15 protein-coding genes, 1 tRNA gene and 1 pseudogene are annotated in these 21,638 nt (G+C 73.0%); 13 read left to right on the forward strand and 4 right to left on the reverse strand.

The genetic code is table 11. The features are described from left to right. The first annotated feature begins 148 nt into the window (after positions 1–148). From ACFWAR_RS29310 to ACFWAR_RS29340, 7 genes and pseudogenes are all read left to right on the forward strand, one after another. Positions 149–221: transfer RNA gene (locus ACFWAR_RS29310), tRNA-Ala, on the forward strand. Positions 222–478: 257 nt separating this feature from the next. Beyond that, positions 479–3,349: a leucine--tRNA ligase gene (leuS, locus tag ACFWAR_RS29315; protein WP_385783372.1), complete on the forward strand. Its 2,871-nt coding sequence runs from the start codon at positions 479–481 to the stop codon at positions 3,347–3,349. Positions 3,350–3,483: 134 nt separating this feature from the next. After that, positions 3,484–4,182 (forward strand): hypothetical protein, encoded by a 699-nt coding sequence (locus ACFWAR_RS29320; protein ID WP_385783375.1) that lies wholly within the window; start codon positions 3,484–3,486, stop codon positions 4,180–4,182. Positions 4,183–4,605: 423 nt separating this feature from the next. Beyond that, a complete protein-coding gene (locus ACFWAR_RS29325) occupies positions 4,606–5,451 on the forward strand; it encodes a DegV family protein (protein ID WP_385783378.1) in 846 nt (281 codons plus the stop codon). Positions 5,452–5,552: 101 nt separating this feature from the next. After that, complete coding sequence (locus ACFWAR_RS29330) at positions 5,553–6,524, forward strand: helix-hairpin-helix domain-containing protein (RefSeq protein WP_385783380.1); 972 nt, start codon at positions 5,553–5,555, stop codon at positions 6,522–6,524. Continuing rightward, a pseudogene (locus ACFWAR_RS29335) lies at positions 6,521–8,908 on the forward strand (ComEC/Rec2 family competence protein); the annotation flags it as partial. The gene ACFWAR_RS29330 and the pseudogene ACFWAR_RS29335, both read left to right, overlap by 4 nt. A 148-nt stretch (positions 8,909–9,056) precedes the next feature. Next, positions 9,057–9,941 carry a YceI family protein gene (locus ACFWAR_RS29340; RefSeq protein ID WP_385783383.1) on the forward strand — a complete coding sequence of 295 codons (885 nt, stop codon included), beginning with the start codon at positions 9,057–9,059 and terminating at the stop codon, positions 9,939–9,941. A gap of 83 nt (positions 9,942–10,024) precedes the next feature. Here ACFWAR_RS29340 and ACFWAR_RS29345 read toward each other — a convergent pair whose 3' ends face one another. Continuing rightward, positions 10,025–10,285 (reverse strand): hypothetical protein, encoded by a 261-nt coding sequence (locus ACFWAR_RS29345; protein WP_354380212.1) that lies wholly within the window; start codon positions 10,283–10,285, stop codon positions 10,025–10,027. Between the two features lie 43 nt (positions 10,286–10,328). Here ACFWAR_RS29345 and holA point away from each other — a divergent pair, with 43 nt between their 5' ends. Next, on the forward strand, positions 10,329–11,327 hold the full coding sequence (gene holA / locus ACFWAR_RS29350; protein WP_385783386.1) for a DNA polymerase III subunit delta: 999 nt from the start codon (positions 10,329–10,331) through the stop codon (positions 11,325–11,327). Positions 11,328–11,679: 352 nt separating this feature from the next. Here the strand turns inward: holA and rpsT are convergent, their stop codons facing one another. Next, the gene (gene rpsT / locus ACFWAR_RS29355) at positions 11,680–11,946 is read right to left on the reverse strand and encodes a 30S ribosomal protein S20 (RefSeq protein WP_030317512.1); all 267 of its coding nucleotides are present in this window, start codon (positions 11,944–11,946) and stop codon (positions 11,680–11,682) included. 243 nt (positions 11,947–12,189) lie between these two features. Here rpsT and lepA point away from each other — a divergent pair, with 243 nt between their 5' ends. The 3 genes from lepA (at position 12,190) to hemW (ending at position 17,510) form a co-directional block, all read left to right on the forward strand. Then, on the forward strand, positions 12,190–14,055 hold the full coding sequence (lepA, locus tag ACFWAR_RS29360) for a translation elongation factor 4 (RefSeq protein ID WP_385783389.1): 1,866 nt from the start codon (positions 12,190–12,192) through the stop codon (positions 14,053–14,055). Between the two features lie 243 nt (positions 14,056–14,298). Beyond that, positions 14,299–16,188, forward strand: a complete 1,890-nt coding sequence (locus ACFWAR_RS29365) for an AMP-dependent synthetase/ligase (protein ID WP_385783392.1) — start codon at positions 14,299–14,301, stop codon at positions 16,186–16,188. 89 nt (positions 16,189–16,277) lie between these two features. After that, a complete protein-coding gene (hemW, locus tag ACFWAR_RS29370; protein ID WP_385783395.1) occupies positions 16,278–17,510 on the forward strand; it encodes a radical SAM family heme chaperone HemW in 1,233 nt (410 codons plus the stop codon). Between the two features lie 200 nt (positions 17,511–17,710). Here the strand turns inward: hemW and ACFWAR_RS29375 are convergent, their stop codons facing one another. Together ACFWAR_RS29375 and ACFWAR_RS29380 are read right to left on the reverse strand one after the other, a co-directional pair. Then, positions 17,711–18,511 (reverse strand): DUF3097 domain-containing protein, encoded by an 801-nt coding sequence (locus ACFWAR_RS29375; protein WP_385783398.1) that lies wholly within the window; start codon positions 18,509–18,511, stop codon positions 17,711–17,713. Positions 18,512–18,539: 28 nt separating this feature from the next. Continuing rightward, positions 18,540–19,265, reverse strand: a complete 726-nt coding sequence (locus ACFWAR_RS29380) for an MBL fold metallo-hydrolase (protein ID WP_385783400.1) — start codon at positions 19,263–19,265, stop codon at positions 18,540–18,542. Between the two features lie 193 nt (positions 19,266–19,458). Between ACFWAR_RS29380 and hrcA the strand changes: the two genes are divergently transcribed. Further along, positions 19,459–20,475 carry a heat-inducible transcriptional repressor HrcA gene (gene hrcA / locus ACFWAR_RS29385; protein WP_385783403.1) on the forward strand — a complete coding sequence of 339 codons (1,017 nt, stop codon included), beginning with the start codon at positions 19,459–19,461 and terminating at the stop codon, positions 20,473–20,475. Beyond that, positions 20,476–21,612: a molecular chaperone DnaJ gene (gene dnaJ / locus ACFWAR_RS29390; RefSeq protein WP_385783406.1), complete on the forward strand. Its 1,137-nt coding sequence runs from the start codon at positions 20,476–20,478 to the stop codon at positions 21,610–21,612. Positions 21,613–21,638 lie beyond the last annotated feature (26 nt).

The following is a 21,638-nucleotide window of genomic DNA, read 5'->3' on the forward strand; positions in this document are numbered from 1 at the left end:
ACGCCCCGGACCCGGCCGCGGCCGGGCGGACCGGGCGGCTCCGAGACCTGGTGGAAACCGATTTTTGGACCAGGGCCAACACCGTGTAATGTTTGGGACGTCGCCAAGGGAAACCGCGAGGAACACCGAGGCGGCGGGCAGTACGCAAGGGGCTATAGCTCAGTTGGTAGAGCGCCTGCATGGCATGCAGGAGGTCTGGAGTTCAATTCTCCATAGCTCCACAGTGAAGAAGAGCGGGCCACCCGGATCGGGTGGCCCGCTCTTCGTTGTGTCCGCGCCCCGGGACGGCCGAGCGGGCGTCGGGGCCCCTGCGGTACCCTGGCGCCATGCGTGCCGTACGCCTCCTGCTTACCGAGCCGCGCTGAACAGTGCCGACCGCGAGACGGTCGGCATCGGCGCGGCGCCCCCTCCTGTGCGAGGGGTTTTTTCGTTTGGTCAGGCAGAGACGGCAGAGACGATCGATGGAGCTTCAGGAATCATGAGCGAGACGAACACCACGGCCCCCGAGGCGGTCGAGACGCACCGCTACACGGCTGCCATGGCCGCCGACATCGAGGCACGCTGGCAGGACGTATGGGACGCGGAGGGGACCTACGAGGCCCCCAACCCGACGGGTGACCTGGCCGGCGACCCGGCCGTGGTCGCACGCCCCAAGAAGTTCATCATGGACATGTTCCCGTACCCCTCCGGCGCGGGCCTGCACGTCGGCCACCCGCTGGGGTACATCGCGACCGACGTCTTCGCCCGCCACCAGCGGATGACCGGCCACAACGTCCTGCACACCCTCGGCTTCGACGCCTTCGGCCTGCCGGCCGAGCAGTACGCCGTGCAGACCGGCACGCACCCGCGCGTGTCCACCGAGGCGAACATCGAGAACATGAAGGTCCAGCTGCGCCGCCTGGGCCTGGGCCACGACAAGCGCCGGTCCTTCGCGACGATCGACCCGGACTACTACAAGTGGACCCAGTGGATCTTCCTGCAGATCTACAACTCCTGGTACGACACCGAGGCGAACAAGGCCCGCCCGGTCGCCGAGCTGATCGCCGCCTTCGAGGACGGCTCCCGCGAGGTCCCGGGAGGCCGCCCCTGGGCCGCGCTGACCGCCGGCGAGCGCGCCGACGTGCTGAACGAGTACCGGCTGGCGTACGCCTCGGACGCGCCCGTGAACTGGTGCCCGGGCCTGGGCACCGTGCTGGCCAACGAGGAGGTCACCGCCGACGGCCGCTCCGAGCGCGGCAACTTCCCCGTCTTCAAGGCCCGGCTGAGCCAGTGGAACATGCGGATCACCGCCTACGCGGACCGCCTGCTGGACGACCTGGACGCGCTGGACTGGCCCGAGGCCATCAAGCTGCAGCAGCGCAACTGGATCGGGCGCAGCGAAGGCGCGCGGGTCGACTTCGCCGTCGGCGACGACGCGATCACCGTCTTCACCACCCGCCCCGACACCCTGTTCGGCGCCACCTACATGGTGCTGGCGCCCGAGCACGAGCTGGTCGAGAAGATCACCCCGGCCGCCTGGCCCGAGGGCACGCACGACGTCTGGACCGGCGGGCACGCCACTCCGGCCGACGCCGTCGCCGCCTACCGCAAGCAGGCCGCCTCCAAGTCCGACGTCGAGCGCCAGGCCGACGCCAAGGTGAAGACCGGCGTCTTCACCGGTGCGTACGCGGTCAACCCGGTCAGCGGCGAGCAGGTCCCCGTCTTCATCGCCGACTACGTCCTGATGGGCTACGGCACCGGCGCGATCATGGCCGTCCCGGCGCACGACACCCGTGACTTCGCCTTCGCGCGCGCCTTCGAGCTGCCGATGCGCTGCGTGGTGCAGCCCTCCGACGGCCGCGGCACCGACCCGGCGGAGTGGGACGACGCGTTCGCCTCCTACGACGCCGCCCTGGTGAACTCGGCGGGCGAGGGCCTGTCCCTGGACGGCCTGGGCGTCGTCGACGCCAAGGCGAAGATCACCGAATGGCTGACCGAGCGCGGCATCGGCGAGGGCACGATCAACTTCCGGCTGCGCGACTGGCTGTTCAGCCGCCAGCGCTACTGGGGCGAGCCCTTCCCGATCGTCTACGACGAGGACGGCGTCGCGCACTCGCTGCCCGAGTCGATGCTGCCGCTGGAACTGCCCGAGGTCGAGGACTACTCCCCGCGCACCTTCGAGGCGGACGACGCCACCAGCAAGCCGGAGACCCCGCTGTCGCGCAAGGCGGACTGGGTCAACGTCGAGCTGGACCTGGGTCGGGGCGAGGGCGTCCGGCGCTACCGCCGCGAGACCAACACCATGCCGAACTGGGCCGGTTCCTGCTGGTACGAGCTGCGCTACCTGGACCCGAACAACTCCGAGGCGCTGGTCGACCCGACCGTCGAGCAGTACTGGATGGGTCCGCGCGAGGGTCAGCCGCACGGCGGCGTCGACCTGTACGTGGGCGGCGCCGAGCACGCGGTGCTGCACCTGCTGTACGCGCGCTTCTGGTCGAAGGTGCTGTTCGACCTGGGCCACGTGTCCTCGGTCGAGCCGTTCCACAAGCTGTACAACCAGGGCATGATCCAGGCGTACGTCTACCGCGACGCACGCGGCTTCCCGGTCTCCGCCACGGAGGTCGAGGAGCGCGACGGCAAGTTCTTCTTCGAGGGCGAGCCGGTCAAGCGCGAGCTGGGCAAGATGGGCAAGTCCCTGAAGAACGCCGTCACCCCGGACGAGATCTGCGAGGAGTACGGCGCGGACACGCTGCGCCTGTACGAGATGGCGATGGGCCCGCTGGACGTCTCGCGGCCGTGGGACACGCGCGCCGTCGTCGGCCAGTACCGGCTGCTGCAGCGCCTGTGGCGCAACATCGTGGACGAGGACTCGGGCGCGGTGACCGTGGTCGACGCCGAGCCGGCCGAGGACACGCTGCGCGTGCTGCACAAGGCCATCGACGGCGCGGGCGCGGACCTGGCCGGGCTGCGGTTCAACACGGCGATCGCGAAGATCACCGAGCTGAACAACGCCCTGACCAAGGCCGGCCGGCCGCTGGAGCGCTCGGTGGCCGAGCGGCTGGTGCTGCTGGTCGCGCCGCTGGCCCCGCACATCGCGGAGGAGCTGTGGCACCGGCTGGGCCACGCCGACTCGGTGGTCCACCAGGACTTCCCCGTCGCGGACCCGGCGTACGTCGTCGACGAGAGCGTGACCTGCGTGGTGCAGGTCAAGGGCAAGGTCAAGGCCCGCCTGGAGGTGCCGCCGACGATCTCGGACGCGGACCTGGAGCAGCTGGCGGTGACCGACCCGGGCGTGGTCGAGGCGCTGGGCGGGGCCGAGATCCGCAAGGTCATCGTGCGCGCGCCGAAGCTGGTGAACATCGTCATCTGACCGGTGCTCCGGTCGGTGGTCTAAGGGTCATCCCGTACGGGCAGGTTGGGGGTTCGATTGGAACCCCTGGCCTGCCCGCGGCGTTTACGGTGGGAGGGCGAGGAAAGCCGTTCGTTCCAAGGAAAGGGAACCTCATGGAGGCCGCGTTGATCATCATGGCCCTGATGGTGCTGTTCACCTTCTTGGGACTGGGTGTGTGGGTCACCGTGAAGGTCGTCGGGGCGGCCAAGCGCGGCGTCGACCGGACGATCACGCAGGCGCGCCGGACCGTCGAGGACACCAGCTTGAAGGCCCGGAGCTTCGGACAGGTCGGCGTGGTCGGGGCCCTCGCCCAGATGAGGCTGGACCTGCGGATGTCGATGAGGTCCACGCAGCAGGCGCTCTACCAGGGCGTCCAGACGGACGCCTCGCTGCGGGAATCGATCGGCCTCTTCGAGCGGCTGAGCGCCCACGGGCACGAGCTGGACGACGAGCTGAAGCGGCTGGAGCAGGAGCCGGACAAGAAGCGGATCGCCGACCGCCTGCCGGAGCTGCGGGAGCGCGCCGAGCGCGTCGTCCAGGCCTCGGACTCGCTGCGCTGGGCCGCGCGCGACCGGGCCCGCAAGTTCGCCGAGGACGACCTGAGCGTGCTGTCGGCGCAGATCGAGGTCGAGTCGGGGGCGCTGCGGGACTGGTCCCGCGAGTCGGTGGACGACCTGGCGGGATGGCCGGCCGAACCGACCGCGCCGGAGGCGGGGCAAGCCCCACCGGCAGCCCTGCCGAAGCCCCCGGGGCGGACCGCCTACCCCTGGGAGAAGACCGCCCGCCCCGTCCGCCCCGAAACGACCACCTGAGCACGCGCCAGCCACCGCGCGACCGCCCCGCCGCACGCCTCCGACGGCGCCTCAAACGCCGGCGGGGCTGAACTCCCCCCACCGGCCGCGCGAGCCCCCAGGGAGGCCGGCACAACGCCGGACACAGCCCCGCGCGCGGCCCGCTCGCACCACGGCCCCGGCAAGCCGCCCCGATCGTTGCCCGAGGCGGGCTGGGCCACCCTGGCCGAAGCCAGCCCGCCCGGCGTTCGAGGGCCCGCCGGAGGCGCTCGTGCGACGGTGGGTGGTACGCGCCCGGGCCCGGCCGCGGCCGGTGTTTCGGTGCGGCGCGGGGCGGGCAGGCCCCGCTGGACGCCCGCCGAACCGCCCCCGTGCTCCCGACCGGCCAGGTCACCCGCCGGACCGGGCTGCCGGACTCCGCCCGCTGCCGGTACCCTCCGGCTCATGTCCCGCCATGTCGCGATCATCACCGATTCCACGGCCTACCTGCCCCAACAGGCGATGGCGCGGCACGGAATCACCGCCGTGCCACTGACCGTGGTCCTCGGTGACGAGGCCCTCGAAGAGGGCACGGAGATCTCCGCCCGCAGCCTCGCCACGGCCCTCCAGAAGCGCCGCCCGGTCACCACCTCCCGGCCCAGCCCGGAGGAGTTCGTCAGGGCGTACCGGGCGGCGGCCGACGCCGGGGCGAGCGGCATCGTCAGCCTGCACCTGTCCGCCGAGTTCTCCGGAACCTACGACGCCGCCGTGGTGGCGGCGCGGACCGCCCCCGTACCCGTCCGCGTGGTCGACACCGGCATGGTCGCCATGGCCCTCGGCTTCTGCGCCCTCGCCGCCGCCGAGGTCGCCGACGCCTCCGGCTCCCTCGACGAGATGGTGGCCGCGGCCGAGAAGCGGGCGGCGGGCATGTCCGCGTACTTCTACGTCGACACCCTCGACTACCTGCGCCGCGGCGGCCGCATCGGCGCGGCCCAGGCCCTGCTGGGCTCGGCGCTCGCCGTCAAACCGCTGCTCACGCTGGAGGGCGGCCGCATCGAGATGCTGGAGAAGGTGCGTACGGCGTCCAAGGCGATCGCCCGCCTGGAAGAACTGGCGGTGGAACGCGCCGGATCGGGTGCCGTGGACGTGGCCGTGCACCATCTTGCGGCCCCGGAACGCGCCCAGAAACTGGCGGAACGTCTCCGCGAGCGCATTCCGGGCCTGGTGGAACTGCACGTCAGCGAGGTCGGCGCGGTGATCGGGGCGCACACCGGGCCGGGGCTGCTGGCGGCGGTCGTCTCGCCGCGCTGACGTCCCCCGCAGGGGTGGTGGAGTTATCCACAACGGAGGCCCTGTCCACCGGAATTGGGGCCTCCGAACGGGATGCCGGATTCGTCCCTACCGTCGTCGGCATGACTCTTCGCACGCGTACGTCACCGTCCTCCGGAGCCACCAGTGGCCCGGGCCGCTCCTACGCCTCCGACGGCCGCTCCCGCGGCCGTGTCGGTCGCCGCGCACCCGTCCCGCCGTCGCCCGCCCTGCGGCGCCGTGCGGAGGCCCTGCTGGACGTCGGCGCGGCCCGCGAGGCCCCGCCGGACGTCCCGCCGGGTGTCCCGAGGGACGGCCCGCCGGACGCGTCGGCCCTGTCCGGGGAGGTTCCCGCCCCCGTCGCAGGCGGGTGGGCGCTCGCGGTGCGCGAGCGGTTGCCGGTGTGGGTGCAGACGCGCTGCGGGTGGGAACCGAAGACGCTGGGCGCCGTCGCGGTGGTGCTGGTCGTCGCGGTGGGGTTCGCCGGGCAGCAGTACTGGTCGGCGCGGCCGCAGCCGGTGACCGCGCCCGCCGTGTCGGCTCCGCAGACGGCCCCGGCCGGGGCCGCCTCCGTCCCCTTCGCCGCCTCCACCGGCCCGGCCCGGGCTCCGGCGGTCCCGTTCGCGGTGGCGCCGTCCACGTCCGCGGCGGCGCCCTCCGCCGGTGCCCGGATCGTCGTCGACGTCAGCGGCAAGGTCAGGGAGCCGGGGATCCGGCGGCTGCCCGCCGGGTCGCGGGTCGAGGACGCGCTGGCCGCCGCCGGGGGCGTGCAGCCGGGCACGGACACCTCCGGATTGAACCGGGCCCGGATCCTGGTGGACGGCGAGCAGGTGCTCGTCGGCGTCGCGGCGCAGCCCGGTCCGGGCGGGCCCGGTCCGGGTCCCGGCCCGGTGAGCCTCGCCACCGCCACGGTCGAGCAGCTGGACGGACTGCCCGGCGTCGGTCCCGTGCTGGCCCGGCACATCGTCGACTACCGCACCGCGCGCGGCGGCTTCCGCTCCGTGGAGGAACTGCGCCAGGTCAACGGCATCGGCGATCGGCGCTTCGCCGACCTGCGCGTCCTGGTCCGGCCGTGAACCGGCCGACCGGCCCCCCGGCCCCGGTGGACCTCAGGCTCGCGGTGCCCGCCCTCGCCGCCTGGGCGGCGGCCGCGCTCGCCCTCGACGCGTCGCCCGCGCGGACGGCCGTCGGAGCGGGGCTCGCGGTGGTGGGCGCGGGCGTGCTCGTGCGGCTGGCGCGCCGCGGAGGCGGGCGCCGGTGGGCGCTCGGGACCACGGTGGCGGCCGTCCTGCTCTGCGCCGCGGCCGGAGCCGCGGTGGCCGCTCTGGAGCGGGCCGGGGCCCGCTCCGGCCCGGTGGCCGGGCTCGCCCGGCAGCGGGCCGTGGTCACCGCGGAGCTGACGATCGGATCGGACCCGCGGCGGGCCGGGAGCGGCGCCGGGCCGCCGGTGCTGCTCATGGACGCCGACGTGACCCGGGTGACGGGACCGGACGGGAGGCGGGCGCGGGTGAGCACACCCGTGCTGGTGATGGCGGCGCACCCCGAGTGGGCCCGGCTGCTGCCCTCGACCCGGGTGCGGACCACGGCCCGGTTGGCTCCGGCCCGGGTCGGGGAGCGGGCGGTGGCCCTGCTGCGGCCGGTGGGGAACGCCCCGCCCGCGGTCACCGCCGGGCCGGACCTCGCACAGCGCGTCGCGGGGCGGCTGCGGGCGGGGCTGCGCACGGCCACCGACGGCCTCGCGCCCGACGCCCGGGCCCTGCTGCCGGGGCTGGTGGTCGGGGACACCGCCCGGGTGCCGGCCGATCTGCACGACGCCTTCCGCGCCACCGACCTGCTGCACCTGCTCGCGGTGTCCGGGTCCAACCTCACCGTGGTCCTGTTCCTGCTGATCGGCCCGGTGGGCAGCGCGCAGTCCGCCGAGCGGCGCGGTCTGGCGCCCCGGCTCGGGCTCTCGCTGCGGGGGGCGGCCCTCGGCGGGGCGGCCCTGACCCTGGCCTTCGTGGTGGTCTGCCGGCCGGAGCCGAGCGTGTTGCGGGCCGCGGCCTGCGGGTCGGTCACCCTGCTGGCCCTCGCCACCGGGCGGCGCCGGTCCCTGATCCCCGCCCTGGCCGCGGCCGTCGTGCTGCTCGTGCTCCACGACCCGTGGCTCGCGCGGAGCTACGGCTTCCTGCTCTCGGTCCTGGCCACCGGGGCCCTGCTGACCTTGGCTCCCCGTTGGAGCGAGGCCCTGCGGCGCCGGGGGGTGCCGTTCCGGCTGGCCGAGGCGCTGGGCGCCGCCGCGGCCGCGCAGGCGGTGTGCTCGCCGGTGGTGGCGGTGCTCGCGGCCCGGGTGAGCCTGGTGGCGGTGCCGTGCAACCTGCTCGCCGAGCTCGCGGCCGGGCCCGCCACGGTGCTGGGCTTCGCCGCGCTCGCCGCCGCGCCGGTGTGGCTCGACGGCGCGCGGGTGATCGCCTGGTGCGCCGGGGTGCCCGCCGGGTGGATCGCCGCCGTGGCCAGGACGGGTGCGGGGCTGCCGGGGGCGGAGTTGTCCTGGCCCGGCGGGATCGGTGGGGGCGTGCTGCTGGCGGTGCTCACCCTGGGCGTCGTGGGGCTGGCGGCGCGGCTGGGCCGCCACCGCTGGGCCTGTGCGGCGACGGCCCTGCTCCTGCTCCTCGCCCTGCTGAGGCCCCCGCAGCTGACCCGGACCCTGACCGGCTGGCCCCCGCCCGGGTGGCGCTACGTGCAGTGCGCGGTGGGCCAGGGGGACGCGGGCGTGCTGTCCGCCGGACCCGGGACGGCCGTGGTCGTGGACACCGGCCCGGAGCCCGGCCCGGTGGACGCGTGCCTGCGGGCCCTGGGGGTGCGGCGCGTGCCGCTGTTGCTCCTGACGCACTTCCACGCGGACCACGTGGGCGGGCTGGCCGGAGTGCTGCGCGGGCGGACGGTCGGAGTGATCCAGACCACCACGCTGGCCGAACCGCCGGGCCAGGCCGCGTTCGTCCGGCGGACCGCGGCCGCCGCGGGCATCGCGGTGGAGGCGGCCCGGGCGGGGGAGCGGCGCCGGATCGGTCCCTTGTCCTGGGATGTGCTCTGGCCGCCGCCCGCCGTGCCGGGGGCGGGGCCGCCGCCCGACGGCCCCAACGACGCCAGCGTGACCCTCCTGGTCGACAGCGCCGGGCTGCGGCTGCTCCTGCTCGGAGACCTCGAACCGGCCGCCCAGCGGCAACTGGGGAGGGAGCGTCCGCTGCTGGGGCCCGTGGACGTGCTCAAGGTCGCCCACCACGGCTCCGCGCACCAGGACCCCGGGCTACAGGCGAGGATCGGCGCGCGCATCGCGATCGTTCCGGTCGGGGCCCGGAACCGCTACGGTCACCCCGCGGCGGAGACGCTCGCGCGCCTGCGGGCGGCGGGGGCGGTCGTACTGCGCACCGATACCGACGGTTCGGTGGCGATCGCCGGTGCGGGTCCGGGGCTACGGGCATTTCCAGCCGGTCGACGGCGCGGGCGGCGCGGGCATACCGGGTGTGACCGTTCTGTTTGCCCCCAACCCAGCAGCATGATCGAATGCGTTTTCGCCAGAACGATTCAAGACCACTCAAGTCCACACAGCGCACGGGGGTGCATCGACCATGTTCAGTCGCCGACGGGGTATGGAGACGGGCGCGGGTTCCGGCCCACCCGGATCCGCGACGCTGACGCTGCCGCCGATGGCGGGTCTGCTCAGCTGCCGGGTCCTCGACACCGTTCACCAGCCGGTCCGTCAGGCCCGGTTCGAGGTCACCGATCCGATCGGCCGACGGATCGTCAGCGGGGAGACCGACCCCTACGGCGGGTTCATCGCGGCGGTCCCGGAGGGGGAGTACCGGCTGGCCGTCACGGCCGAGGGGTACGCGCCGTACCACGGGGCGACCATCGTCGAGGAGGGCGCTCCGCAGCAGGGCCCGGGGGAGATCGTGCTCGACTCCGTCGAGCCGCCGTTGCTGCCGCGGCCCGGGCACTGGGAGTTGGACCCCGCGCACTCCTCCATCGGCTTCACGGCCCGCCACATCGGCCTGGCCCGCATCCACGGCCGGTTCAACACCTTCGCCGGTGCGGTGCGGATAGCCGACCGCATGGAGGACTCCTCCATGCACGTGATCATGGACACGGCGAGCATCGACACCGGGGTCCGGCTGCGCGACGACCACCTGCGCTCGGCGGACTTCCTGGACGCGCAGCGCCATCCGACGGTGGAGTTCTACAGCGAGCGCTTCATCCACCGCAGCGGCACCCGCTGGGCCGTGGCCGGAGCCCTCACCCTGCACGGCGTCAGCCGCTCCGTCACCCTGGACGCCCAGTACCTGGGCGTGGGCACCGGCCTGGAGGGGGAGACCCGGGCCGCCTGTCGGGCCACGGTCGAGCTGCACCGCGAGGACTTCACCCTGAACTGGCAGTCGATGCTGGCGCACGGCATCGCGGCGATCGGCATGAGCGTCGAGGTCAAGCTCGACGTCCAGATCGTCCACAAGGCCTAGGCCCGGGCCTGGGCCTGGTCACGGCACCGGCGACGCGTCCGGACGGTCGCCAAGCCGCGGGCCGGGGGGCGCGCGGCGCGGGGTTACGGGGCTTCGAGCCAGCCGTCGTGGTCGGCGGCCAGGTCGTCCAGGGCCGTGGTGTCGAGGAGTTCCTTGGGGTCCTCGACGACCACCAGCCACTGGGCGTCCTCGGCGTCGTCCTCGCCGGCCAGTGCCTCACGGACGAGCTGTGGTTCCTCGGGCAGGCCGAAGCGGTCGACCAGCTCCCGGGCCACCTCGTCGGCGGCGTCGCGGTCGGGCAGGACCAGTACATGTCGCAGGTTCACCGGAACATTCTCCGGCATGCGGGGCGGGGCGCTGTCAGTGCGGCGTGGGATGCTGGAGGCGATGGCCACCAGGAAGAACTCAACCGACGATCCGCTCGCCCCGCTCACCCTCGCGGTGGGCCAGGAGGACCTGCTCCTCGACCGCGTGGTGCGGGAGGTGGTGGCGGCCGCCCGGGCCGCCGACGCCGACACCGACGTGCGCGACCTCGCGTCCGAGCAGCTCCAGCCCGGCACGCTGGCCGAGCTGACGAGCCCTTCGCTCTTCTCCGAGCGCAAGGTCCTGATCGTGCGCAATGCGCAGGACCTGTCCGCGGACACGGTCAAGGAAGTCAAGGCGTACCTCGGCGCGCCCTACGAGGAGATCGTCCTCGTCCTCCTCCACGCGGGAGGCGTCAAGGGCAAGGGCCTGTTGGACGCGGCCCGCAAGGCGGGTGCCCGGGAGGTCGCCTGCCCGAAGATGACGAAGGCGGCGGACCGGCTCTCGTTCGTACGGGGGGAGTTCCGGACCCTGGGCCGGTCGGCGACCCCGGAGGCGTGCCAGACCCTGGTCGACGCCATCGGCAGCGATCTGCGGGAGCTGGCGAGCGCTGCGGCCCAGCTGTGCGCGGACGTCGACGGAGTCATCGACGAGGCCGTGGTCGGCCGCTACTACACGGGCCGGGCGGAAGCCTCCAGCTTCACCGTCGCGGACCGCGCGGTCGAGGGCCGCGCGGCCGAGGCCCTGGAGGCCCTGCGCTGGTCCCTGTCCACCGGGGTGGCGCCGGTCCTGATCACCAGCGCACTGGCCCAGGCGGTCCGGGCGATCGGCAAGCTGGCCTCGGCCCCGCGCGGGGCCCGCCCCGGTGACCTCGCGCGCGACCTCGGCATGCCGCCCTGGAAGATCGACCGGGTCCGGCAGCAGATGCGCGGCTGGTCGGCGGACGGCGTCTCGGAGGCCCTGCGGGCCGTCGCGCACGCCGACGCGGGCGTCAAGGGCGGCGGTGACGACGCGGCGTACGCGCTGGAGAAGGCGGTCGTCGCGGTGGCCCGCGCCGCTCGCCCCCGCCAGCCCAACCACTGACCCCGGCACCCAGCGCCCACCGCCCCCAGCCGTTCCAGCCCGTCCCACCCGGCACACCGCCCACCGCGAGCCCACCCTCGCCGTGGAGCGGCCCGTCGGGACGCCCCGGACCCGCGGCGCAGGCGCGTGCCCCCGCCGCCGTCCGCCCCCGCCGTCCGCCCGCCCCCGTCCGCCCCGGGACGCGCGAAGGCCCCGGTGGCTCCCCTGGGGAAGGGGGGCCGCCGGGGCCTTCGGTTGGTGCTTTTGTGCGCCGCACCCGCGTGGCGAACGCAGGCCGTGTGCGGCGCGGGGTGCCGGTCAGGAGCGGGAGAGAGGGCCCGCTGGATCCTTTCCGGCGTTCACATCAGAAAGCTCAGCCCTGCAGGGCGGCAACCTTGGTGGCCAGCGCCGACTTCTTGTTGGCGGCGGCGTTCTTGTGGATGACGCCCTTCGAGACAGCCTTGTCGAGCGCACGCGAAGCGGCGCGAGAAGCCACGGTGGCCTTCTCGACGTCACCGGCGGCGACGGCCTCGCGGGCCTTGCGGATCGCGGTCTTGAGCGACGACTTGACGGCCTTGTTGCGCAGGCGCGCCTTCTCGTTGGTCTTGTTCCGCTTGATCTGGGACTTGATGTTCGCCACGAAAGAGCCTTTTCAGGTTCAGAGTTTGATCTTCGGATTGTGTGCCGTCTGCTGAGAGGGCATGCGACACACAGCTGCCCAGGCTACCAGCCGTGCTCCGACCGGCCCAAACCGGCCGCACTGCGTCGGCCATGGGACCATGGGAGTCTGCGTATAGATCCGACATCGCGCCGATGAGGGCGACGAGATCAGACTTCCGCGCTGACAACGCTTCCGACTGCGACCCGAGAATCAGGACACTGCGTGCCCGCGATCCCTAGCCACGTGCCCGAGCCGAGCCGTACCGACCCGGCGCTGATCCGCAACTTCTGCATCATCGCGCACATCGACCATGGCAAGTCGACCCTCGCCGACCGGATGCTCCAGCTCACCGGCGTCGTCGACTCTCGGCAGATGCGCGCCCAGTACCTCGACCGCATGGACATCGAGCGTGAGCGCGGCATCACGATCAAGTCGCAGGCGGTCCGTCTGCCCTGGGCCCCCACCGAGGGTCCCGACCAGGGCAGCACGCACGTGCTGAACATGATCGACACCCCCGGTCACGTCGACTTCACCTACGAGGTCTCCCGCTCCCTCGCCGCGTGCGAGGGCACGGTCCTCCTCGTGGACGCCGCCCAGGGCATCGAGGCGCAGACCCTCGCCAACCTGTACCTGGCGATGGAGAAGGACCTCGCGATCGTCCCGGTGCTGAACAAGATCGACCTGCCGGCCGCCCAGCCGGAGAAGTTCGCCGAGGAGCTCGCGAACCTGGTCGGCTGCCAGCCCGAGGACGTGCTGCGCGTCTCCGCGAAGACCGGTGTCGGCGTGGACGCCCTGCTCGACAAGATCGTCGCGACCGTTCCGGCGCCGGTGGGCGTCAAGGAAGCCCCCGCCCGCGCGATGATCTTCGACTCGGTCTACGACTCGTACCGCGGTGTCGTGACGTACGTCCGTGTGGTCGACGGCCAGCTCAACAAGCGCGAGCGCATCCGGATGATGTCCACGGGCGCCACGCACGAGCTGCTGGAGATCGGCGTCTCGTCCCCGGAGATGACCCCGTCCGACGGCATCGGCGTCGGCGAGGTGGGCTACATCATCACCGGCGTGAAGGACGTCCGTCAGTCCAAGGTCGGTGACACCATCACCAGCCTGCACAACGGCGCGACCGAGCCCCTCGGCGGCTACAAGGACCCGAAGCCGATGGTCTTCTCGGGCCTGTACCCGCTCGACGGTTCGGAGTACCCGGACCTGCGCGAGGCCCTGGACAAGCTCCAGCTCAACGACGCCGCGCTCGTCTACGAGCCGGAGACCTCGGCCGCGCTGGGCTTCGGCTTCCGCGTCGGCTTCCTCGGCCTGCTGCACCTGGACGTGGTCCGCGAGCGCCTGGAGCGCGAGTTCGGCCTCGACCTGATCGCCACCGCGCCGAACGTGGTCTACCGCGTCGTCATGGAGGACGGCAAGGAAGTCACGGTCACCAACCCGAGCGAGTTCCCCGAGGGCAAGATCTCGGACGTGTTCGAGCCGGTCGTGCGGGCCACCCTGCTCGCGCCCTCCGAGTTCATCGGCGCGATCATGGAGCTCTGCCAGCAGCGCCGCGGCACCCTCCTCGGGATGGACTACCTCTCCGAGGACCGCGTCGAGATCCGCTACACGCTCCCCCTCGCCGAGATCGTCTTCGACTTCTTCGACCAGCTGAAGTCCAAGACGCGCGGCTACGCCTCCCTCGACTACGAGCCCACCGGCGAGCAGGCCTCCGGCCTGGTCAAGGTCGACATCCTGCTGCACGGCGACAAGGTCGACGCCTTCTCCGCCGTCACGCACAAGGACGCGGCCTACGCCTACGGCGTGCGCCTGGTCGCCAAGCTGCGCGAGCTCATCCCGCGGCAGGCCTTCGAGATCCCGATCCAGGCCGCCATCGGCTCCCGGGTCATCGCCCGCGAGACCATCCGCGCCATCCGCAAGGACGTCCTCGCCAAGTGCTACGGCGGTGACATCTCCCGTAAGCGGAAGCTGCTGGAGAAGCAGAAGGAAGGCAAGAAGCGGATGAAGATGGTCGGCTCCGTGGAGGTCCCCCAGGAGGCCTTCATCGCGGTGCTGTCCAGCGACGACTCCGGCGGCAAGAAGAAGTAGTGGAGAAGTAGTACGGAGCGGCGGGGCGAGGAGCGGGAGCGGCCTCGCCCACGTCGACGGAAGGGGCCCCCGCGCACACGCGCGGGGGCCCTTTCGTTATGAACCGGCCGCACGTCGGCCCTTACGCACCGGTGGGGCGGCCCTCTACTCTGATCACTGCTCGTTGGTTACTCGCCAGTCACAAGAAACCCGCCAGTCCCCACGTCTTCACGCCCTGCCGCGTGGACCGGTACGGAGGATGTCGTGAGCGACACACAGACCATGATCGAGAACCGCCCGCCCACCGTGGCGGCCCTCTTCCTTGAGCGCGTCGCCGCGACTCCGAACGGCGAGGCCTACCGCTATCCGGTCATCGCCGCTCCGGGCCAGGGGCCGGACGAGTGGAAGTCGCTCAGCTGGGGGCAGGCGGCCGAACGGGTCTTCGCCATCGCCGCCGGCCTGGTCACCCTCGGCGTGCGGTCCGAGGAGCGCGTAGCCCTCGCCTCCAGCACCCGCGTCGAGTGGATCCTCGCCGACCTCGGCGTGATGTGCGCGGGAGCCGCGACCACCACCATCTACCCGAGCACCAACGGCGAGGAGTCGGCGTTCATCCTCGCCGACTCCGACAGCCGGGTGCTGATCGCCGAGGACGCCGCCCAGCTCGCGAAGGCCCGCGCGCACCGCGCCGACCTGCCCGCGCTGGCCCACGTCATCGTGCTGGAGGCGGCCGACGCGGTCGCGGCCGACGGGGACCCGGAGGGCTGGGTGCTCTCCCTCGCCGACCTCGAAGCGCGCGGCGCCGAGCACCTCGCCAAGCACCCCGAGGCCGTGCGCGAGCGGATCGCGGCGATCACCGCCGACCAGCTCGCCACCCTCATCTACACCTCGGGCACCACGGGCCGCCCCAAGGGCGTGCGGCTGCCGCACGACAACTGGTCGTACATGGCCAAGGCCACCGTGGCCACCGGCATGATCTCCGCGGACGACGTCCAGTACCTCTGGCTGCCGCTGGCGCACGTCTTCGGCAAGGTGCTCACCTCCGGCCAGATCGAAGTCGGGCACGTCACGGCCGTCGACGGCCGGATCGACAAGATCATCGAGAACCTGCCGATCGTCCAGCCGACCTACATGGCGGCCGTCCCGCGCATCTTCGAGAAGGTCTACAACGGGGTCGCGGCCAAGGCCCGGGCCGCCGGCGGCGCCAAGTACAAGATCTTCAAGTGGTCGGCCGGCGTCGCCCGCGAGTACGCCAAGGTCACCCAGGACAACTTCCGCCGCACCGGTCAGGCCAAGGCCCCCCTCGCCCTCACCGCCAAGCACCGCGTGGCGGACGCGCTCGTCTACTCCAAGCTCCGTGACGCCTTCGGCGGCCACCTGCGCGCCGCCGTCTCCGGCTCCGCCGCCCTCGCCCCCGAGATCGCCTACTTCTTCTCCGGCGCCGGCATCAACATCCTGGAGGGCTACGGCCTGACGGAGTCCAGCGCGGCCAGCTTCGTCAACCCCGGCGAGGCCTACCGCACCGGCACCGTCGGCAAGCCGCTCCCCGGCACCGAGGTCCGCATCGCCGACGACGGCGAGATCCTGCTCCGCGGCCCCGGGATCATGGAGGGCTACCACAACCAGCCCGACAAGACCGCCGAGGTGCTCGAAGCGGACGGCTGGCTGCACACCGGCGACATCGGCGAGCTGTCCCCCGACGGCTACCTGCGCATCACCGACCGCAAGAAGGACCTGATCAAGACCTCGGGCGGGAAGTACGTCGCCCCCGCCGAGGTCGAGGGCCGCTTCAAGGCGATCTGCCCCTACGTCTCCAACATCGTCGTCCACGGCGCCGACCGGAACTTCTGCTCCGCGCTCATCGCCCTCGACGGCCCCGCCATCCTCGGCTGGGCCGCCGAGAACGGGCTGGAGGGCAAGACGTACGGCGAGGTCGTGGCCGCGGCCGAGACCAAGCGCCTGGTCGAGACGTACGTACAGACCCTGAACGAGGGCCTCCAGCGCTGGCAGACGGTCAAGACCTTCCGGCTGCTCCCGCGCGACCTCGACGTCGAGCACGGCGACCTCACGCCCAGCCTCAAGCTGAAGCGGCCGGTCGTCGAGCGCGAGTTCAAGGCGCTCATCGACGAGATGTACGCGGGCTCGAACGAGGCCTGACACCGGCCGGAACCCGCCGCCGCCGGCCCCCGGGACGGGGCGCCCGCACGCCGCGCCCGTCAGGGGTCGGCGTGCGGGACAATGGGGGCATGCCTTCCGCCCTCCCCGACGGGGAACCCATGCCCGAAGACGGCTCGCTGCCGTCGCACGCCCTGGCGGGTGCGGCGGACCGGCCGCTCGGGTTCTACCTGCACGTCCCGTACTGCGCCACGCGCTGCGGCTACTGCGACTTCAACACCTACACCGCCACCGAGCTGCGCGGCACCGGCGGCGTCCTGGCCTCCCGCGAGAACTACGCCGACACCCTCGTCGACGAGGTCCGCCTCGCCCGCAAGGTGCTCGGCGACGACCCGCGGTCCGTCCGCACGGTCTTCGTCGGCGGCGGTACGCCCACGCTCCTGCCCGCCGCGGACCTGGTCCGGATGCTCGCGGCCATCCGGGACGAGTTCGGCCTGGCCGAGGACGCCGAGATCACCACCGAGGCGAACCCGGAATCGGTCGACCCGGCGTACCTCGCCGAGCTGCGGGCCGGCGGCTTCAACCGCGTCTCCTTCGGCATGCAGAGCGCCAAGCAGCACGTCCTGAAGGTCCTGGACCGCACCCACACCCCCGGCCGCCCCGAGGCGTGCGTCGCGGAGGCCCGGGCGGCGGGCTTCGAGCACGTCAACCTCGACCTGATCTACGGCACCCCGGGGGAGTCGGACGACGACTGGCGGGCCACGCTGGACGCCGCGCTGGGCGCCGGGCCGGACCACATCAGCGCCTACGCGCTGATCGTCGAGGAGGGCACGCAACTGGCGCGGCGGATCCGCCGGGGCGAGGTCCCGATGACCGACGACGACGTGCACGCCGACCGCTACCTGATCGCGGACTCCGTCATGGCGGAGGCCGGCTACCACTGGTACGAGGTCTCCAACTGGGCCACGACCGAGGCCGGGCGCTGCCTGCACAACGAGCTGTACTGGCGCGGGGCGGACTGGTGGGGCGCGGGGCCGGGTGCGCACTCGCACGTCGGCGGGGTGCGGTGGTGGAACGTGAAGCACCCCGGTGCCTATGCGGGGGCGCTGGCCGCGGGGCGGTCGCCCGGGGCCGGGCGCGAGCTGCTGTCCGCGGAGGACCGGCGGGTCGAGCGGATCCTGCTGGAGCTGCGGCTGCGGGAGGGGTGCCCGTTGTCCCTGCTGGCTCCGGCCGGGCTGGCGGCGGCCGGGCGGGCGCTGTCCGACGGGCTGTTGGAGGCCGGGCCCTACGGGGTCGGGCGGGCCGTGCTGACCCTGCGGGGGCGGTTGCTGGCCGACGCGGTGGTCCGCGACCTGGTCGACTGACCCCGGCCCCGGGGCTCCCGCCAGGACCCTCCGGGGGCGCCTCAAACGCCGGCGGGGCCGGGGTGGGCGCGGCCCGGGCCCGGGTGTCGTGTGCGGCTCGGTCGGCCCTCCGGGGGCGCCTCAAACGCCGGCGGGGCTGGATTGGTACGGCTCGGGGCTGATTCAGCCCGCCCGGCGTTCGAGGGCCCGGTGGGGAGGGGTCAGGGGGCCGTGACGAAGTCGATCAGTTCTTCTACGCGGCCCAGGAGTTCCGGCTCCAGGTCCTGGTAGGAGCGGACGCGGGACAGGATGTGCTGCCAGGCGGCGCCCGTGTTCTCCGGCCAGCCCAGCGCGCGGCAGACGCCCGTCTTCCAGTCCTGGCCCCGGGGGACCACCGGCCAGGCCGGGATGCCGAGGGCGGACGGCTTCACCGCCTGCCAGACGTCGATGTACGGGTGCCCGGCGACCAGGACGTCCGGCGAGGTCACCGCGGCGGCGATGCGGGACTCCTTCGAGCCGGCGACCAGGTGGTCGACCAGCACGCCCAGGCGCGCGTCCGGCCCCGGGGCGAAGTCCGCCACGATCGCCGCGAGGTCGTCGATGCCCTCCAGGTACTCCACCACCACGCCCTCGATGCGCAGGTCGTCGCCCCAGACCCGCTCGACCAGTTCGGCGTCGTGGCGGCCCTCCACGTAGATCCGGCCCGCCCGCGCCACCCGCGCCCGTGCGCCCGGGACGGCGATCGAGCCGGATGCCGTGCGCGCGGGGGCCGCCGGGGCCCTGGAGGGGCGCACGAGGGTCACCACGGCCCCGTCCAGCAGGAAGCCGCGCGGCTCCATCGGGAAGACCCGCCGCTTGCCGAAGCGGTCCTCCAGGGTCACCGTGCCCGCCTCGCAGCCGACGACGGCCCCGCAGAAGCCCGTACCGGCCTCCTCGACCACCACGTCGAGGTCCGCGGGGACCTCGGGGACGGGGCGGGGGCGCTTCCACGCGGGGGTCAGGTCGGGCGAGTACTCACGCATCCGGCCGACGCTAGGAGGCCCCACGGCCTCACGCACGCGACACGCCGTACCGCAGGGCCAGTGTGTCGCGTTGCGCACGCACGAAGGCCGCGTCGACCACCGCTCCGTGACCGGGCACGTACAGCGCGTCGTCGCCGCCCAGCGACAGCAGCCGGTCCACGGCGGCGGGCCACCGCGCGGGCACCGCGTCCGGGCCCGCCTGCGGCTCCCCGGACTCCTCGACCAGGTCCCCGCAGAAGACCACCTCCCGGTCGCCCGGCACGAACACCGCGAGGTCGTGCCCGGTGTGCCCGGGCCCCACGTTGGCCAGCAGCACCTGCACCCCGCCCAGCTCCAGGGTCCACTCGCCCGACACCAGGTGCCCCGGGACGACCGGCGACTCGGTCGCCCGGACCGCCTCCGCCCGCGCCAGCCCGTGCCGCACGGCGTCCTCGCGCAGCCCCTCGCGCCCGGTGGTCAGCAGCGCGTCGAGGCCCACCGCGCCGTACACCTCGGCCTCCGGGAAGGCCGCCGCGCCCAGAACGTGATCGAAATGGCCGTGCGTGAATGCGATATGCGTCACCCGGCGGCCCGTCATCCGCTCCGCCGCCGCCCGCAGCCCCGCCCCCTCCGGAAGGGAGGATCCGGGGTCGATCAGCAGGACCGCTTCGTCGCCCACCACCAGCCCCGCGGTGCAGTCCCACACCGGCAGCCGCAGTCGGCCGGACCGCCCGGTCAGCCGTTCCCAACCCGCGTCTTCCCAACTCACGTCCATGCGGCGACGCTAGTCGAGCGGTCGCTCCCCGCGCGGTACCTTGACGGGCCGCCCTTGCTAACGCCGTACGTACCCGCCGTACACTGACCGGGGGATCTCTGGCACTCACCGACCGCGAGTGCCAGCGGCACCCGCCATGACGGCCGGTGGACAGGCTCCACACGAAAAGGCATCACAGACGGAGGTGTGCGCGATGCTCAGCGAACGCAGACTCGAAGTGCTCCGCGCCATCGTCCAGGACTACGTCGGGACGGAGGAGCCGGTCGGCTCCAAGGCGCTCACCGAGCGGCACCGGCTCGGCGTCTCGCCCGCCACCGTGCGCAACGACATGGCCGTGCTGGAGGAAGAGGGCTACATCGCCCAACCCCACACCAGCGCGGGGCGCATCCCCACGGACAAGGGCTACCGCCTCTTCGTCGACCGGCTGGCGGGCGTCAAACCGCTGTCGACGCCCGAGCGCAGGGCCATCCAGAACTTCCTCGACGGAGCCGTGGACCTCGACGACGTCGTCGGCCGCACGGTGCGGCTGCTCGCGCAGCTCACCCGGCAGGTCGCCGTCGTCCAGTACCCGAGCCTGACCCGCTCCACCGTCCGCCACGTCGAGCTGCTCCTCCTGGCCCCGGCCCGGCTGATGCTCGTACTGATCACGGACACGGGCCGGGTCGAACAGCGGCTCATCGACTGCCAGACGCCCTTCGGGGAGGCCTCCCTGGCCGATCTGCGGGCGCGGCTCAACAGCCGGGTCGTCGGCCGCCGGTTCACCGACGTGCCGCCGCTGGTGCAGGACCTCCCCGAGTCCTTCGAGGCCGAGGACCGGGCGACGGTCTCCACCGTCCTCGCCACCCTCCTCGAAACCCTCGTGGAGGAAGCCGAAGAACGGCTGATGATCGGCGGCACCGCCAATCTCACCCGCTTCGGACACGATTTTCCCCTGACGATCAGGCCGGTGCTCGAAGCGCTGGAGGAGCAGGTCGTGCTCCTCAAGCTGCTGGGCGAGGCGAGTGAGTCGGGAATGGCCGTACGGATCGGGCACGAGAACGCCTACGAGGGACTGAACTCCACGTCGGTCGTCTCGGTCGGTTACGGTTCGGGCGGCGAAGCAGTCGCCAAACTCGGCGTGGTCGGACCGACCCGCATGGACTACCCCGGAACGATGGGAGCGGTACGCGCAGTGGCACGTTACGTCGGACAGATCCTGGCGGAGTCGTAAGTGGCCACGGACTACTACGCCGTACTCGGCGTGCGCCGCGACGCTTCCCAGGACGAGATCAAGAAGGCCTTCCGGCGCCTCGCGCGTGAACTCCACCCGGATGTGAATCCGGACCCGAAGACGCAGGAGCGCTTCAAGGAGATCAACGCGGCTTACGAGGTGCTCTCGGACCCGCAGAAGAAGCAGGTCTACGACCTCGGCGGCGACCCGCTGTCCTCCTCGGGCGGCGGCGGAGCGGGCGGGTTCGGAGCCGGCGGCTTCGGCAACTTCTCGGACATCATGGACGCCTTCTTCGGGCAGGCCTCGCAGCGCGGACCGCGCTCGCGGACCCGCCGGGGCCAGGACGCCATGATCCGCCTCGACCTGGAACTCGACGAGGCGGCCTTCGGGACGACCAAGGACATCCAGGTCGACACGGCCGTCGTCTGCACCACCTGCTCCGGTGAGGGCGCCGCACCCGGCACCTCGGCGCAGACGTGTGACATGTGCCGTGGCCGCGGCGAGGTCTCGCAGGTCACCCGGTCCTTCCTGGGCCAGGTCATGACCTCGCGGCCCTGCCCGCAGTGCCAGGGCTTCGGCACCGTGGTCCCGACCCCGTGCCCCGAGTGCGCGGGCGACGGCCGGGTCCGCTCCCGCCGCACCCTGACGGTGAAGATCCCGGCCGGTGTCGAGAACGGCACCCGCATCCAGCTCGCGGGCGAGGGCGAGGTCGGCCCCGGCGGCGGCCCCGCCGGTGACCTCTACGTCGAGATCCACGAGCTGCCGCACTCGACCTTCCAGCGCCGCGGGGACGACCTGCACTGCACGGTCACGATCCCGATGACGGCGGCCTCCCTCGGCACGAAGTGCCCGCTGGAGACCCTGGACGGCCTGGAAGAGGTGGACATCCGCCCCGGCACCCAGTCGGGCCAGTCCATCCCGCTGCACGGCCGCGGCGTCACGCACCTGCGCGGCGGCGGCCGGGGCGACCTGATCGTCCACGTCGAGGTCATCACCCCGAACAAGCTGGACGCGCAGCAGGAGGAGTTGCTGCGCCAGCTGGCGAAGCTGCGCGGCGAGGAGCGGCCCACCGGGCAGTTCCAGCCCGGTCAGCAGGGCCTCTTCAGCCGGCTCAAGGACGCCTTCAACGGGCGTTGACCGCTGCGCCGCCGGACGCCCCTGAC

The sequence above is a fragment of the Streptomyces sp. NPDC059917 genome, assembly GCF_042730635.1.
Lineage (GTDB): Bacteria > Actinomycetota > Actinomycetes > Streptomycetales > Streptomycetaceae > Streptomyces.

Bases quoted from the DNA above. Each gene is read 5' to 3' on its own strand.
- leuS (WP_385783372.1), top strand. From the start codon at position 479: ATGAGCGAGACGAACACCACGGCCCCCGAGGCGGTCGAGACGCACCGC.
- ACFWAR_RS29320 (WP_385783375.1), top strand. From the start codon at position 3,484: ATGGAGGCCGCGTTGATCATCATGGCCCTGATGGTGCTGTTCACCTTC.
- ACFWAR_RS29325 (WP_385783378.1), top strand. From the start codon at position 4,606: ATGTCCCGCCATGTCGCGATCATCACCGATTCCACGGCCTACCTGCCC.
- ACFWAR_RS29330 (WP_385783380.1), top strand. From the start codon at position 5,553: ATGACTCTTCGCACGCGTACGTCACCGTCCTCCGGAGCCACCAGTGGC.
- ACFWAR_RS29340 (WP_385783383.1), top strand. From the start codon at position 9,057: ATGTTCAGTCGCCGACGGGGTATGGAGACGGGCGCGGGTTCCGGCCCA.
- ACFWAR_RS29345 (WP_354380212.1), bottom strand. From the start codon at position 10,285: ATGCCGGAGAATGTTCCGGTGAACCTGCGACATGTACTGGTCCTGCCC.
- holA (WP_385783386.1), top strand. From the start codon at position 10,329: ATGGCCACCAGGAAGAACTCAACCGACGATCCGCTCGCCCCGCTCACC.
- hemW (WP_385783395.1), top strand. From the start codon at position 16,278: ATGCCTTCCGCCCTCCCCGACGGGGAACCCATGCCCGAAGACGGCTCG.
- ACFWAR_RS29375 (WP_385783398.1), bottom strand. From the start codon at position 18,511: ATGCGTGAGTACTCGCCCGACCTGACCCCCGCGTGGAAGCGCCCCCGC.
- ACFWAR_RS29380 (WP_385783400.1), bottom strand. From the start codon at position 19,265: ATGGACGTGAGTTGGGAAGACGCGGGTTGGGAACGGCTGACCGGGCGG.
- hrcA (WP_385783403.1), top strand. From the start codon at position 19,459: ATGCTCAGCGAACGCAGACTCGAAGTGCTCCGCGCCATCGTCCAGGAC.